The sequence below is a fragment of the Bacillus sp. FSL W8-0640 genome, from assembly GCF_038007725.1.
Lineage (GTDB): Bacteria > Bacillota > Bacilli > Bacillales > Bacillaceae_G > Bacillus_A > Bacillus_A cereus.
Genome location: NZ_JBBOXT010000001.1, coordinates 4,904,817 through 4,917,713 on the forward strand (window position 1 = coordinate 4,904,817; position 12,897 = coordinate 4,917,713).

A 12,897-nucleotide genomic window follows, 5' to 3' on the forward strand; every position below is an offset into this window, starting at 1 on the left:
ACCGTCCTTTTTCTTTGGCTGCTACTTATTTGTCGTTAAGACAAACTACACCTGGAAGCTCTTTACCTTCCATGAATTCTAATGACGCACCGCCGCCAGTAGAAATGTGGCTCATTTTATCAGCCATACCGAATTTTTCAACAGCTGCTGCAGAGTCACCACCGCCGATAACAGAGTATGTATCTTCTGCATCTGCTAATGCTTGTCCTACTGCTTTTGTACCTTCTGCGAATGGAGTCATTTCGAATACACCCATTGGTCCATTCCATACAACAAGCTTAGAATTTTTAATTACATCTGCATAAATTTCACGTGTTTTAGGACCGATGTCCACGCCTTCCCAGTTAGAAGGGATAGAGTCGATACCAACGATTTTAGTTGTTGCAGTTTCAGAGAATTCCTCAGTGATTACAACATCAACTGGCATGTAGAAGTTTACGCCTTTTTCTTTTGCAAGTTGCATAAATTCTTTAGCTAGTTCGATCTTGTCGTCTTCACATAGAGATAGACCAATTTCATGACCTAAAGCTTTAACGAATGTGTAAGCAAGTCCACCACCGATGATTAAGTTATCTACTTTGTCTAATAGATGACGAATTACACCGATTTTATCTTTTACTTTCGCACCACCGATGATAGCTGTAAATGGACGTTCTGGGTTAGAAAGTGCTTTACCAAGTACATCTAACTCTTTTTCCATTAATAGACCAGATACTGCTGGTAGGTGGTCTGCGATACCTGCTGTAGAAGCGTGAGCACGGTGAGCTGCACCGAATGCATCGTTTACGAAGATGTCAGCAAGTGCTGCAAATTCTTTCGCAAGTTCTGCATCGTTCTTTTCTTCGCCCGCATAGAAACGTACGTTTTCAAGAACTAATACGTCGCCTTCGTTCATTGCTGCAACCATTTCTTGTGCAACTGGTCCGAATGCTTCGTCCGCTTTTTTAACGTCTTTACCAAGAAGCTCGCCTAAACGTGCTGCTACTGGAGTTAAACGCATTTCTTCTACTACTTGACCTTTTGGACGGCCTAAGTGACTTGCTAAAATAACTTTCGCACCTTGCTCTACTAAATATTGAATTGTAGGAAGAGCTGCACGGATACGAGTTTCATCTGTAATTTTGCCTTCTTTCATAGGTACGTTGAAATCAACGCGGCAAAATACACGCTTACCTTTTAAATCTACGTCACGAATTGATTTTTTGTTCATTGGATTTCCCTCCGACTACTAGTTAGGATTGACAAAACCCACTCAAAAGCTTAACACATTTGCTTTTAAAACGAAAGAAGAGAGAGAGGGAACAAACCCTCTCCCTCGTTTTGTCATTGATAACTTATATAATTAAGAATTAAAGACCTTTTGAAGTCATGTAAGCTGCTAGGTCTACTACGCGGTTAGAGTAACCAGTTTCGTTATCGTACCAAGAAAGTACTTTAACCATGTTACCTTCCATTACCATTGTAGATAATGCATCGATTGTAGAAGAAGCTGTACATCCGTTATAGTCGATAGATACTAATGGCTCTTCGCTGTATCCAAGGATACCTTTTAATTCGCCTTCAGCTGCTGCTTTGAATGCTGCATTTACTTCTTCAACTGTTACTTCTTTGTCAAGTTCAACAACTAAGTCAACTAGAGAAACGTTAGCAGTTGGAACACGTACAGCGCCACCGTTTAATTTACCTTTAAGTTCTGGTAATACTAATGCTACAGCTTTAGCTGCACCAGTAGATGTTGGGATCATGTTTTCAGCTGCTGCACGAGCACGACGTAAATCTTTGTGTGGTAAGTCTAAGATTTGTTGGTCGTTAGTGTAAGAGTGAATTGTTGTCATCATTCCGCGTTTTACGCCGAATTTTTCGTTTAATACTTTAGCGAATGGAGCTAGACAGTTTGTAGTACAAGAAGCGTTAGATACTACGTTGTGGTTAGCTGCATCGTATTGTTCGTGGTTAACACCCATAACTACAGTGATATCTTCGTCAGAAGCTGGAGCTGAGATGATAACTTTCTTAACTGATCCACCTAAGTGTTTCTCAGCATCTGATTTTTTAGTGAAACGGCCAGTAGATTCTACTACTACTTCTACTCCGTAGTCGCTCCATGGTAATTGAGCTGGGTCACGCTCAGCGATAACTTTAATTTCTTTACCGTTAACAACGATGCTGTTTTCGTTAGCAGATACTTCTGCATTTAAAGTTCCGTGAACTGTGTCATATTTTAAAAGGTGAGCTAATGTTTTAGCATCTGTTAAGTCGTTGATTGCTACTACTTCTACCTCAGAGTTGTTAAGAGCTGCGCGGAATACGTTACGTCCGATACGTCCAAATCCATTAATACCAATTTTAGTCATTTGAATTTCCTCCTTGGGGGATTATATTAAAGGGTAAAACCCTTTGTTAACTGTTTTGCTGCACCTTCATCTGTAATTAGAATTGAAGTGTGCCCTTGTTTAATTACAGCCTGTATTGCTTTTGCCTTTGAAGAACCTCCAGCGACTGCAACAACATGAGATACATTTTGTAAGTCCTCTAGTTGCATACCAACTGTTCTTACTTTATGAACAACATTTCCTTCTTCATTAAAGTAGTAACCGAAAGCTTCGCCAACTGCTTCGCTTGCCTGAATCTTTAACCAATCTGCTTCTGAAGTACTTCTGCGACGTGCCATTGTTAACGCATCACCTATTCCATGAATGACGATATTGGAAGATCGAATCAACTCAAGAATTTCTTTCACGGAAGGCTCTGTCACAATAGACGCATATGCTTCGCTACTAACATGGTCTGGAACATACAATAAGCGATAATTACTCATCGTATTTTGCGCCATCTTGGCACAAATGGTATTGGCTTCTAATTCAACACCTTCTCCAATTCCACCACGTGCTGGGACAAACAGCATATGTAAATCTTTGCAATCAAGTTGCATCATGTCCGCAGCAGCAGCTAGCGTAGTTCCTCCAGCCACAGCAACGATATTATTCGCTGTCAGACGGTCTTTTATACAAGTCACACAAGCACGGCCCATCTCCAGTTTGACCCAAGGTGATTCATCACTATCACCAGGGACAACGAAAACTTCATCCAAGTCTAATGTTTCCTTAAGTTGCTTTTCTAAAACCTTTAACCCGGAAATTTCTTTCATAAAGTCTTCCAAAGCAAGAACTAAAGCTGTTCCTTCTTCTGTCAAAGTCATTCCAGAAGAAGCGACGTGAACTAAGTTTTGTTCTTTCAAAACTTGAACTTCACTTCGCAATACTCGTTCTGTCATACCGAGACTTGCTGATAAGTTTCTTCTTCCAATCGGCTGCATGAGCCTAATGTATTGAAGAATTTGCATTCTCGTTTGCATAACAGGTAGCAGATCAGGTAATAATTTTTTTGTGTTCTGAATCCATGAGCGCATATCTTTTCTCCTCACTACATCGGTTCATTTTCCCTCGTGGTCACTTTACGTCCCGTAGTGACATTTTGTGTCCCACATAGGTTAAAAAAATAATCCCTGCTACGTGTATTATTGTAACAGGAGATAGAAACTTATTCAACTCTTAACTGCATTCTTTATATAGTTTATTATGACACCTTTGTGAATGTTACCATATTCTACTTGTTTTCCGTCCATTTCTACAACCGGAATCATTAAGTGATATTTTTCTAAAAGGTCATTATCTTCATATATATCTATTTCCTCGATTTGAAAAGAATATTCACATTGTACTTCCTGTAAAACTTGTTTTGCCTTCACGCAAAGGCCACAATCTTTTTTAGTATACAGTACAACTTTCATCTTCTTCACCTATCCGATCGTTTTTCGTAATGACGAAGCTGGGATATGCATTTGTTCTCTATACTTCGCCACTGTTCTTCGAGAAATAACAATTTCATGCTCTTCTTCTAATAATTTTGAAATCTTTTGATCTGAAAGTGGCTTTTTCTTATCCTCTGCCCCAATTAGCGTTTGAATAAATTGTTTTACACGTTTTGTAGAAACTGCTTCATCTTCAGTCGTCGAAACGGCATTGCTAAAGAACGATTTCATCTCAAATAAACCGTGTGGTGTTTGCACATATTTATTTCGCGTCGCACGACTAATTGTCGATTCATGCACACTTAACTCTTCCGCTACCTCTTTTAAAGCGAGAGGTCTTAAATACTCTGGACCTTTCCAGAAGAAATCACGTTGTTTTTCCATAATAATAGTCATTACTTGCAGCAATGTCTGTTTTCTCTGCTTCAAACTGCGCATAATCCACTGCACATGCTGATACTTTTCTGATACGTAAGATGCTACTTCACTTTCACTATTATTAAGAAGCGCACTATATTCAGAATGAATTTCAATTCTCGGCATATTTCTCTCATTCATTTGTAAAACGAGGCGATCGCCATCTTTTTTCACCGCCATATCAGGTACAATGTAAAGTGGTTTATCTGAAGAAAACGCAAGACCTGGTTTTGGTTGTAATGACGTTATACAATTTACCGCAATCTGCAATTCCTCATTACTACACTTCAACACTTGAACGAGCTTTCGCCAATCTTTCTTCACAAAATAAGCGAAATGATCTTCTACAACCTCTTCTGCTAATCCATTACGTCTTTGTAAGCGCTTCAATTGTAAGGTTAAACATTCCTGAATATTACGCGCCCCTACCCCTGCTGGCTCCAGTGATTGGACAAGCTCTACAGAACGGTCGACTACATGAATATGTGCAGAAAGGAGCTCTGCTAACTCTTCATTCGTTTCTTGTAAATATCCATTTCCATCCATGTTCATAATAATGAAAGAAGCTACTTTTCGCTCTTCTTCATCTATTTTATAATACTGTATTTGATTTAATAAATGTTGCTGAATCGTTGTAGAATCCACACTGTAGATCTCCATCTGATTCTCGACTTGTTTGCTGGTACTTTTACTGTTGTTAGAGCTCTTTTTCTTCTCCCTCTCAAAACCACCTAACTCAATAAGGGGATTCTCTAACGATTGCTCATACAAAAACTCCGATAATTCTTGTACATTATACTGGAGCATTGTAATCGCTTGCCTTAACTCTTGTGTCATTGCCAAACGTAAGCTTTGTTCTTGTAAAAGACTTGCCTTCAAACTAATCTCCCCCTTGTTTCTATTGTACAATAAGTTTGGTAAAAGGAGAATCCTCACGCAGACACCCATTCCAAAATATTATTAATTTATATGTATTAATGAGATTTACAACTTACAACCGAAATTTGAATAATATTGAAAGAAAATAATAAAATTAAAAATTATTATCAAGTACTAATAGTAAATCTTATTACTAGATATAACAAGAGGTAAATAAAAAAAGTCCTAACCTACAAAACGTAAGTTAGGACTTTTTGACGCGCCCAGAGGGATTCGAACCCCCGGCAGACGTGGTACCGGAAACCACCGCTCTATCCGACTGAGCTATGGGCGCATGATTATAGAAAACACTTCATTTTCTTCTCATAATAATAGCAATAAAATCCATCTAAATCAATAAAAATATCCCCGTAATACCTTATGCATCTTAGCTAAAAGCATATAAAACCCATTCCACCCCTAAATTTTCCAATCATAAATTCTCCCCAACTCACAAATTATAATCTTTGAATTGATATTCCAAAGGGGGCTTCATTCAATGACTGTAATTACAAAATTAAAGCAGACTGTTTCTGGATTAAAAAGTGCACAAGCTAGCTTAGAGGGATTCGCTCTTGATACGGATAACCAACAAGCTAAGCAACTTTTCCAAACAGCTGCGCAGCAAACACAAACGATTATCGATTCTTTAAACCCACGTGTTGAAGAAGTCCAACAAGAAGAACCACAATACTCACAGCAATAACGAATCAATCTTGCTGTGAAATAGAAAAAGGATGATATGCAGTCATCCTTTTTCTATCACATTACATATTGCAATAGAAATGGAATGATGATTATGCGAAAGATTGGACTTATAACCGCGTTATTTATACTTCTATTTAGTTCTTTTACCGGTTGTGATCATAGCCCATTAGATAAAAAGGTAAAGAAAGAAGAAACAAAACGAACAGAAAAAGAAAAGGGTCCAAAATTAACAAAGATGAGTACAGAATCCTTTAATCAATCTATATCGCAAGGAGCTAAGAAAAAGGCCCTCGCTATGGATGAAATTATAAAAAGCGCAGCAGTGAATTCAAATTTAGATCTCTACATAGCGGTTATACCTGAGCATCATGAAAGGTTTGGATTAAAACCTTTGCGCAAGAAACTTCAAAAGCAACTAAGTGATGAATATCCTACTTTCGATGTTCGTGTTAGTACAGATAAAAAAATCTTTATGTTACTCGAAAAGCTTGCAAACAAAATTAAGAAAAAAGAAGTATCTAAAGATGAGATCAAAAAACAGTTAAAGCTAATCGGATCAGAAATGGAATCTAACACTTAACGCTTTCGAATAGAAAAGGAAGGATTGCAATGTCAAGTAAAGATAAAAACTTAACCCCTGTACAACAGGAATACAAAAAATTTGAGCAAGAACGCGAACCGAAACGCCCTGTTCTAAAAAATTGTTTAAAGGCCTTTTTCGTTGGTGGTTTTATCTGCCTAATCGGGCAACTGATATCAACTTTTTATATTACGTATTTCGATTTTACCGAACGCTCAGCAGGAAATCCAACAGTCGCAACTCTCATTTTTATCTCAATGTTGCTAACCGGATTCGGTGTATACGATCGTCTCGGTCAGTTTGCAGGCGCTGGAACAGCTGTACCTGTCACTGGATTTGGTAACTCTGTTATCTCCGCGTGTATTGAACACCGAACGGAAGGTTTTGTACTCGGTGTCGGCGGCAATATGTTTAAACTAGCTGGTTCTGTTATTTTATTTGGTGTATTTTCCGCTTTCGTCATCGCACTTATTAAAACTATTCTCGTTCAATGGGGAGGGCTATAAATGTTACAAGGACACCGAACGTGGGTATTTGAAAACAAACCAGTCATTATTTCAACAGGGGTTGTCGGTGGACCATTTGAAGCAAAGGGGAACATCCCAGAAGACTTCGATATCCTTCATGAAGATTTATGGCTCGGACAAGATTCCTATGAAAAAGCACATAAGATTTTATTCGAAGAAGCTTGTAGTCGCGCTACTGAAAAAGCAGAGCTTCGTAAAGATGATATTCAATTCGTACTCGCAGGAGATTTAATTAATCAAATTACTCCAACAAGCTTTGCTTGCCGCACACTTGGGACTCCTTATCTCGGATTATTCGGGGCTTGCTCTACTTCCATGGAAGGTTTAGCACTTGGGGCAAGTATCGTAAATGCAAAAGGTGCAAAATATTTATTAACTGGAGCTTCAAGCCATAATACAGCTGTAGAAAAACAGTTCCGCTACCCTACCGAATACGGTGGACAAAAGCCGCCTACTGCACAGTGGACAGTAACCGGAGCAGGAGCCGCTATTTTAAGCGATACTGGACACGGTCCAAGAGTAACCTCTGCAACAATCGGCCGAGTGGTTGATATGGGATTAACGGATCCGTTTAATATGGGAGGCGCAATGGCTCCAGCTGCAGTTGATACAATTGAAGCCCATTTACGTGAACGTCAAATTGATGCCTCTTACTACGATTTAATCGTAACAGGCGATCTCGGACATGTAGGACGCGAAATTGCTTATGACTTACTACATAAACACGGAACGAAAGTAACGAGCGAACAATTTCAAGATTGCGGAATTATCATTTATAGAGAAGGACAACCTGTCATAGCTGGTGCTAGCGGACCTGGATGTTCTGCAACAGTCGTGTACGGTCATTTATTAAACCGAATGAAAAGAGGAGAGTTCAAAAAAATACTTGTCGTTGCGACAGGCGCTTTACTATCTCCACTTACATTCCAACAAGAAGAAACGATTCCGTGTATCGCTCACGCCGTTTCGATTGAGTTTGGAGGTGCAACGCAATGATTTTTTTCTGGGCTTTCGTCATTGGCGGACTCATATGTGTAATCGGCCAACTTATGTTTGATGTCGGCAAACTAACACCTGCTCATACAATGGCAACACTCGTTGTTGCTGGAGCTATATTAGATGGATTTAATTTGTATGAGCCATTAATTGATTTCGCTGGAGCCGGGGCAACTGTACCTATTACAAGCTTTGGTAATGCCCTCGTTCATGGCGCAATGGAAGAAGCTGCAAAACATGGCATCGTTGGCGTTATTACCGGCATGTTTAAAGTAACGAGCGCCGGTGTATCAGCGGCTATTATTTTCGGCTTCATTGGAGCATTGTTATTCAAACCGAAAGGATAAGAGGTGTTTATATGACTGTTATCGCTAGCGTAAAAACTTGCCTTGCTAGTGTAAGGGGCGCTCAAGCAAGTTTAAGCTCCCTTTCATTAAATTCACAAGACGAAGAATCAAAACGCGTATTTCATGAATGTATGTTAGAAATGGACAGCGTCATCGCTGATTTAAAGGATAGAATTTCAGTATTAGAACGTGAAGAACCTCAATATAAAGGGTTTTAAGTAGACTGGAGGAAACGACTATGTCTCACCTGCCGGAATGGACACTTGTCATTCTTCGCTCTGTATTCATATTAATTATTTTATTCGCTATTACGAAATGGTTAGGGAAAAGACAAATCTCTCAGCTTTCCTTTTTTGAATACATAGCCGGAATGACGATTGGTGACATCGCTGCCCAAGTATCTACAGGGCTCGATTCAAAATTTTTTCACGGCGTCTTTGCGATACTCATTTTCGCTGTGGTACCTTTTTTAACAGGAATCCTCTCTTTAAAGAACAAAACAGCTCGGGACTTCTTTGAAGGGAAATCTACCGTATTAATAAAAGACGGAAAGATACTCGAAGATAACTTAAAGAAAGAAAAATATACGAGTGACGAATTACTGGAACTTCTCCGTGGAAAAAGTGCGTTCAGCGTAGCTGAAGTCGAATTTGCTGTCTTAGAACCGAGCGGAGAATTAAATGTATTATTAAAGAAAGATTCCCAGCCACTTACAGCAAAAGACATCGGTTTAAAAGTACCAAACGAGAAAGAACCACAAACTGTTATTATGGATGGAAATGTACTAGATGAACCTCTTTCAGCAAGCGGACATAACCGCGCTTGGCTACATTCAGAATTAGAAAAACTCGGTGTTGTTATTGAAAATGTCTTCCTCGGTCAAGTGGATTCATACGGACAACTTACTATCGACATTTACAATGACAAACTCCAAATGCCTTCTCCTCAAAACAAACCTTTATTATTAGCATCTTTAAAAAAATGTCATGCTGATCTTGAACTATTTTCCCTAGAAACAAAGTCGAAATCAGCAAGCGAAATGTATAGTAAAAACGCGAAACAAATCGAAAAGATTTTAAATAAAGTAACCTATCTTTTAAAAGACTAATTATCGAAAGAACGCTTCAGTTAAAAGGCGTTCTTTTCTTTTTTCTCCAGTTTTCATAACGTTTAAATTTATGTAATTCGGTTATGATGTTGAAGATACATAAGCAGGGAATTTCGAAAACATAGCGAATATTTCATGGTACAACTACATATTTTTTTGATTTAAAGTGGTTTCGTTTGACCTTTATTGACCATAATTGTATTATAAGACTAAGAAAGCTTTATAAGGAGGAAATAACAGATGAATTTAATTCCTACAGTAATTGAACAAACAAATCGTGGAGAACGCGCTTACGATATTTACTCTCGACTATTAAAAGACCGCATCATTATGCTTGGTAGTGCAATTGATGACAACGTAGCTAACTCAATCGTTTCCCAGCTTTTATTCTTGGAATCTCAAGATCCAGAAAAAGATATTCACATCTACATCAACAGCCCTGGTGGTTCTATCACAGCAGGTATGGCAATCTATGATACAATGCAGTTTATTAAACCACAAGTATCAACAATCTGTATCGGTATGGCAGCATCTATGGGTGCATTCTTACTTGCAGCAGGTGAAAAAGGAAAACGTTATGCACTTCCAAACAGTGAAGTAATGATTCACCAACCACTTGGCGGAGCACAAGGTCAAGCGACTGAAATCGAAATCGCTGCAAAACGTATCCTATTCTTACGTGAAAAACTAAACCAAATTCTTGCTGACCGCACTGGTCAACCACTTGAAGTACTACAACGCGACACAGACCGCGACAACTTCATGACAGCAGAAAAAGCTTTAGAATACGGTTTAATCGATAAAATCTTTACAAATCGTTAATAACTAAAAGCGGCAGCGGCTCGTTCAGCTCTGACTGGCTAAGGTTCTTTCGCATAAAAGGCGCTTTTTGCCTTCTTATGCGGAAGGTTCTTAGACACGAAGAGCTAGCCGATGGAGCTGGATACAACTAAAAGTGGAAGCGCCCTATAATTGGGCGCTTCTTTTATATATTGTTCCCCGCTCACATACCCCATCCAGTATCTCTCTAAATATATCAGCGATTTTTCAAATATATCGACCGCAACTCCGATTATATCGGCGATTATTTTAATATATCGACGTTTCGACATAACTTATCGACTTACCGACAATTCTCGACAAGCACGTACCCCTTAAATACCCCTCCTCGCTAATTCGCACAGACAACAAAAAAGCTATCGCATATACGCGATAGCTTTTTATTGTACATATGCAGCTAATGCTTCTAAAGCCTCTTCTGCATCTGAACCTTCTGTTGTAATTGTTATCATGCTTCCAGTTCCAATTGCTAAGCTCATAATCCCCATTATGCTCTTTGCATTTACTGTCTTTCCATCTTTCTCGATGAAGATATCTGCATGAAAGCGATTTGCCTCTTGTACAAACAACGCAGCCGGACGTGCTTGTAAACCGTTTTTTAATGAAACCTGAACTCGTTTTTGAACCACAGCTCCATTTCCCCTTTAACCTCTTATTTTTTTGCTACCGTTTCCCCCGCGCGTAATTTCTCTGCAATTTCATCGATTTTACGCAAACGATGATTAATACCCGACTTACTAATCTTCCCCCCGGATACCATCTCACCTAACTCTTTCAATGTTACATCTTGATAATCTCTTCGTAATTGTGCAATCTCTTGTAGTTTATCCGGCAATATATCAAGACCAACTGTCTCATCAATGTAACGAATATTTTCAATCTGCCTTAGTGCTGCACCAATTGTTTTATTTAAATTAGCTGTTTCGCAGTTCACTAAACGATTTACAGAATTACGCATATCACGTACGATTCGAATATCTTCAAATCTTAAAAGTGCATTATGAGCACCTATAATATTTAAAAACTCTGTAATTTTTTCTGCTTCTTTCAAATACGTAATGTACCCTTTTCTTCTCTCCAGCGTCTTACTATTTAAATCAAATCCGTTCATCAGTTCACATATAGCATCATTATGTTCCTTATATAACGAAAAGATTTCTAAATGATAAGATGATGTTTCTGGGTTATTTACTGAACCACCTGCTAAAAATGCTCCGCGTAAATACGATCGTTTACAACACTTCTTCTCAATCAATTCTTGTGATATATTTCGAATAAATGAAAAGTCATCTCGAACAATATGAAGATCAGCTAATATTTCGCGAGACTTCTCAACAAGCCGCACAATATATACATTATTTTTCTTCAATCGCATTTTTTTACGAACAAGTAATTCTACCGTCACGTCATATCCTTTTTTCAAAAGCGTATAAATCCTTCTTGCAATTGCCGCATTTTCCGTTTGAATATCGATAGATAGACGACGGTTTGAAAAAGAAAGCGACCCGTTCATTCGAAGTAACGCTGATAATTCTGCTTTCTCACAGCATTCCTTCATCTCAAGATTCGTCAACTCTTTCTTTGTTTCTGATGCAAATGACACAGTCAACACCTCCTTATACGATTATTATGGAACAAAATTCTTGTCCTATATGAATGAGGAGCGCTACCTCAAACGAGGCAACGCATATTTATAACAATGAATATAAAATGGAAGCTAACTTTAACGTATCATGCCTTACAACATGATCATCATACTTCGCTAATCCCTCTTGAATAACATCAATATTATTTTCAACAAAACGTTCTTCATCCACTACAACTGGTGTAGACATTTCTTCATCATATAACTTACGTAATTCACAAGGAATCTCACGGTTATTTACAATTGCAGTATTGATAAATGGTTGCCCTAAATGATCGTGTAACGCCTGCACATGATCAAAAGCAGTATATCCCATCGTTTCACCCGCTTGTGTCATAACGTTACATACATATACCTTCTTCGCCTTTGCAGCAAGAACAGCGTCTCCAATTTTGTTAACAACTAAATTGGGCAATATACTCGTATACAAACTGCCAGGACCGAAAACAAGTAAATCAGCTCGTTTAATCTCAGCCAACGTTTCATGCAATGGCTCTACATCTTCTGGAGTTAAAAAGACACGATTAATCTTCTTTCCGTAATAAGGAATCTTTGATTCACCTGTTACAATTTCCCCATCTTCAAGTTCCGCATGAAGTACCGCACTTTGATTCGCTGCTGGTAATACACGTCCTCTGACATTTAATACTTTACTTGTTTCTGTAATTGCATGGAAAAAGTCTCCTGTAATCGAGGTCATACCTGCCAATAATAGATTTCCTAACGCATGACCTTTCAGTCCGTCTCCTGTTGTGAAACGGTGCTGAAATAAAGCTTCCACCAGTGGCTCTACATCCGATAACGCAACAAGTACGTTACGGATGTCACCTGGAGGTGGAATTTCTAGCTCATCACGTAATCGACCCGAACTGCCACCATCATCAGCGATTGTAACAACTGCTGTAATATCAACAGGATATTGCTTTAATCCTCTTAATAAAACTGAGAGTCCAGTTCCGCCTCCCATGATGACAATTTTAGGTTTTCTCTCTTTTTTCAT

The 12,897-nt window shown here is 38.6% G+C and carries 16 protein-coding genes and 1 tRNA gene; 8 read left to right on the forward strand and 9 right to left on the reverse strand.

Translation table 11 applies throughout. The features are described from left to right. Nucleotides 1-25 precede the first annotated feature (25 nt). The 6 genes from N2V80_RS25475 to N2V80_RS25500 all read right to left on the reverse strand — a co-directional run bounded on the left by N2V80_RS25475 (nt 26) and on the right by N2V80_RS25500 (nt 5,441). On the reverse strand, nt 26-1,210 hold the full coding sequence (locus N2V80_RS25475) for a phosphoglycerate kinase (protein ID WP_061655234.1): 1,185 nt from the start codon (nt 1,208-1,210) through the stop codon (nt 26-28). Between the two features lie 139 nt (nt 1,211-1,349). Then, on the reverse strand, nt 1,350-2,354 hold the full coding sequence (gene gap, locus N2V80_RS25480) for a type I glyceraldehyde-3-phosphate dehydrogenase (RefSeq protein ID WP_000161236.1): 1,005 nt from the start codon (nt 2,352-2,354) through the stop codon (nt 1,350-1,352). Nucleotides 2,355-2,380: 26 nt separating this feature from the next. Then, a complete protein-coding gene (gene cggR / locus N2V80_RS25485) occupies nt 2,381-3,409 on the reverse strand; it encodes a gapA transcriptional regulator CggR (RefSeq protein WP_061655233.1) in 1,029 nt (342 codons plus the stop codon). A gap of 135 nt (nt 3,410-3,544) precedes the next feature. Beyond that, nucleotides 3,545-3,790: a glutaredoxin family protein gene (locus N2V80_RS25490; protein WP_000869730.1), complete on the reverse strand. Its 246-nt coding sequence runs from the start codon at nt 3,788-3,790 to the stop codon at nt 3,545-3,547. Between the two features lie 9 nt (nt 3,791-3,799). After that, the gene (gene rpoN / locus N2V80_RS25495; protein ID WP_000647952.1) at nt 3,800-5,107 is read right to left on the reverse strand and encodes an RNA polymerase factor sigma-54; all 1,308 of its coding nucleotides are present in this window, start codon (nt 5,105-5,107) and stop codon (nt 3,800-3,802) included. Nucleotides 5,108-5,365: 258 nt separating this feature from the next. Then, nucleotides 5,366-5,441: transfer RNA gene (locus N2V80_RS25500), tRNA-Arg, on the reverse strand. A gap of 204 nt (nt 5,442-5,645) precedes the next feature. Here N2V80_RS25500 and N2V80_RS25505 point away from each other — a divergent pair. The 8 genes from N2V80_RS25505 to clpP all read left to right on the forward strand — a co-directional run bounded on the left by N2V80_RS25505 (nt 5,646) and on the right by clpP (nt 10,234). Next, nucleotides 5,646-5,852 carry a DUF1657 domain-containing protein gene (locus N2V80_RS25505; protein ID WP_000216166.1) on the forward strand — a complete coding sequence of 69 codons (207 nt, stop codon included), beginning with the start codon at nt 5,646-5,648 and terminating at the stop codon, nt 5,850-5,852. A 93-nt stretch (nt 5,853-5,945) separates the two neighbouring features. After that, the gene (locus N2V80_RS25510) at nt 5,946-6,434 is read left to right on the forward strand and encodes a YhcN/YlaJ family sporulation lipoprotein (protein WP_001226064.1); all 489 of its coding nucleotides are present in this window, start codon (nt 5,946-5,948) and stop codon (nt 6,432-6,434) included. Nucleotides 6,435-6,463: 29 nt separating this feature from the next. Next, nucleotides 6,464-6,940: a stage V sporulation protein AC gene (gene spoVAC / locus N2V80_RS25515; protein ID WP_000095408.1), complete on the forward strand. Its 477-nt coding sequence runs from the start codon at nt 6,464-6,466 to the stop codon at nt 6,938-6,940. Next, nucleotides 6,941-7,957, forward strand: a complete 1,017-nt coding sequence (spoVAD, locus tag N2V80_RS25520) for a stage V sporulation protein AD (RefSeq protein ID WP_000938972.1) — start codon at nt 6,941-6,943, stop codon at nt 7,955-7,957. Further along, nucleotides 7,954-8,304 (forward strand): stage V sporulation protein AE, encoded by a 351-nt coding sequence (gene spoVAE, locus N2V80_RS25525; protein WP_000575919.1) that lies wholly within the window; start codon nt 7,954-7,956, stop codon nt 8,302-8,304. Before spoVAD ends, spoVAE begins: the two co-directional genes overlap by 4 nt. A gap of 11 nt (nt 8,305-8,315) precedes the next feature. Continuing rightward, complete coding sequence (locus N2V80_RS25530; protein WP_000215909.1) at nt 8,316-8,522, forward strand: DUF1657 domain-containing protein; 207 nt, start codon at nt 8,316-8,318, stop codon at nt 8,520-8,522. 20 nt (nt 8,523-8,542) lie between these two features. After that, nucleotides 8,543-9,412 carry a DUF421 domain-containing protein gene (locus tag N2V80_RS25535; RefSeq protein ID WP_000018924.1) on the forward strand — a complete coding sequence of 290 codons (870 nt, stop codon included), beginning with the start codon at nt 8,543-8,545 and terminating at the stop codon, nt 9,410-9,412. Nucleotides 9,413-9,652: 240 nt separating this feature from the next. After that, nucleotides 9,653-10,234 carry an ATP-dependent Clp endopeptidase proteolytic subunit ClpP gene (clpP, locus tag N2V80_RS25540; protein ID WP_001049162.1) on the forward strand — a complete coding sequence of 194 codons (582 nt, stop codon included), beginning with the start codon at nt 9,653-9,655 and terminating at the stop codon, nt 10,232-10,234. A gap of 398 nt (nt 10,235-10,632) precedes the next feature. On the opposite strand, the gene N2V80_RS25545 is transcribed toward clpP, so the two are convergent. The 3 genes from N2V80_RS25545 to N2V80_RS25555 all read right to left on the reverse strand — a co-directional run bounded on the left by N2V80_RS25545 (nt 10,633) and on the right by N2V80_RS25555 (nt 12,897). Continuing rightward, nucleotides 10,633-10,881 carry an HPr family phosphocarrier protein gene (locus N2V80_RS25545; RefSeq protein ID WP_000250307.1) on the reverse strand — a complete coding sequence of 83 codons (249 nt, stop codon included), beginning with the start codon at nt 10,879-10,881 and terminating at the stop codon, nt 10,633-10,635. A gap of 23 nt (nt 10,882-10,904) precedes the next feature. Further along, a complete protein-coding gene (gene whiA, locus N2V80_RS25550; RefSeq protein WP_000006560.1) occupies nt 10,905-11,855 on the reverse strand; it encodes a DNA-binding protein WhiA in 951 nt (316 codons plus the stop codon). Nucleotides 11,856-11,943: 88 nt separating this feature from the next. After that, nucleotides 11,944-12,897: a gluconeogenesis factor YvcK family protein gene (locus N2V80_RS25555; RefSeq protein WP_000712186.1), complete on the reverse strand. Its 954-nt coding sequence runs from the start codon at nt 12,895-12,897 to the stop codon at nt 11,944-11,946.

Bases quoted from the DNA above. Each gene is read 5' to 3' on its own strand.
- gap (WP_000161236.1), bottom strand. From the start codon at position 2,354: ATGACTAAAATTGGTATTAATGGATTTGGACGTATCGGACGTAACGTA.
- spoVAC (WP_000095408.1), top strand. From the start codon at position 6,464: ATGTCAAGTAAAGATAAAAACTTAACCCCTGTACAACAGGAATACAAA.
- cggR (WP_061655233.1), bottom strand. From the start codon at position 3,409: ATGCGCTCATGGATTCAGAACACAAAAAAATTATTACCTGATCTGCTA.
- N2V80_RS25535 (WP_000018924.1), top strand. From the start codon at position 8,543: ATGTCTCACCTGCCGGAATGGACACTTGTCATTCTTCGCTCTGTATTC.
- N2V80_RS25475 (WP_061655234.1), bottom strand. From the start codon at position 1,210: ATGAACAAAAAATCAATTCGTGACGTAGATTTAAAAGGTAAGCGTGTA.
- N2V80_RS25510 (WP_001226064.1), top strand. From the start codon at position 5,946: ATGCGAAAGATTGGACTTATAACCGCGTTATTTATACTTCTATTTAGT.
- spoVAE (WP_000575919.1), top strand. From the start codon at position 7,954: ATGATTTTTTTCTGGGCTTTCGTCATTGGCGGACTCATATGTGTAATC.
- N2V80_RS25555 (WP_000712186.1), bottom strand. From the start codon at position 12,897: ATGAAAAAAGAGAGAAAACCTAAAATTGTCATCATGGGAGGCGGAACT.
- spoVAD (WP_000938972.1), top strand. From the start codon at position 6,941: ATGTTACAAGGACACCGAACGTGGGTATTTGAAAACAAACCAGTCATT.
- N2V80_RS25490 (WP_000869730.1), bottom strand. From the start codon at position 3,790: ATGAAAGTTGTACTGTATACTAAAAAAGATTGTGGCCTTTGCGTGAAG.
- N2V80_RS25505 (WP_000216166.1), top strand. From the start codon at position 5,646: ATGACTGTAATTACAAAATTAAAGCAGACTGTTTCTGGATTAAAAAGT.
- clpP (WP_001049162.1), top strand. From the start codon at position 9,653: ATGAATTTAATTCCTACAGTAATTGAACAAACAAATCGTGGAGAACGC.
- N2V80_RS25530 (WP_000215909.1), top strand. From the start codon at position 8,316: ATGACTGTTATCGCTAGCGTAAAAACTTGCCTTGCTAGTGTAAGGGGC.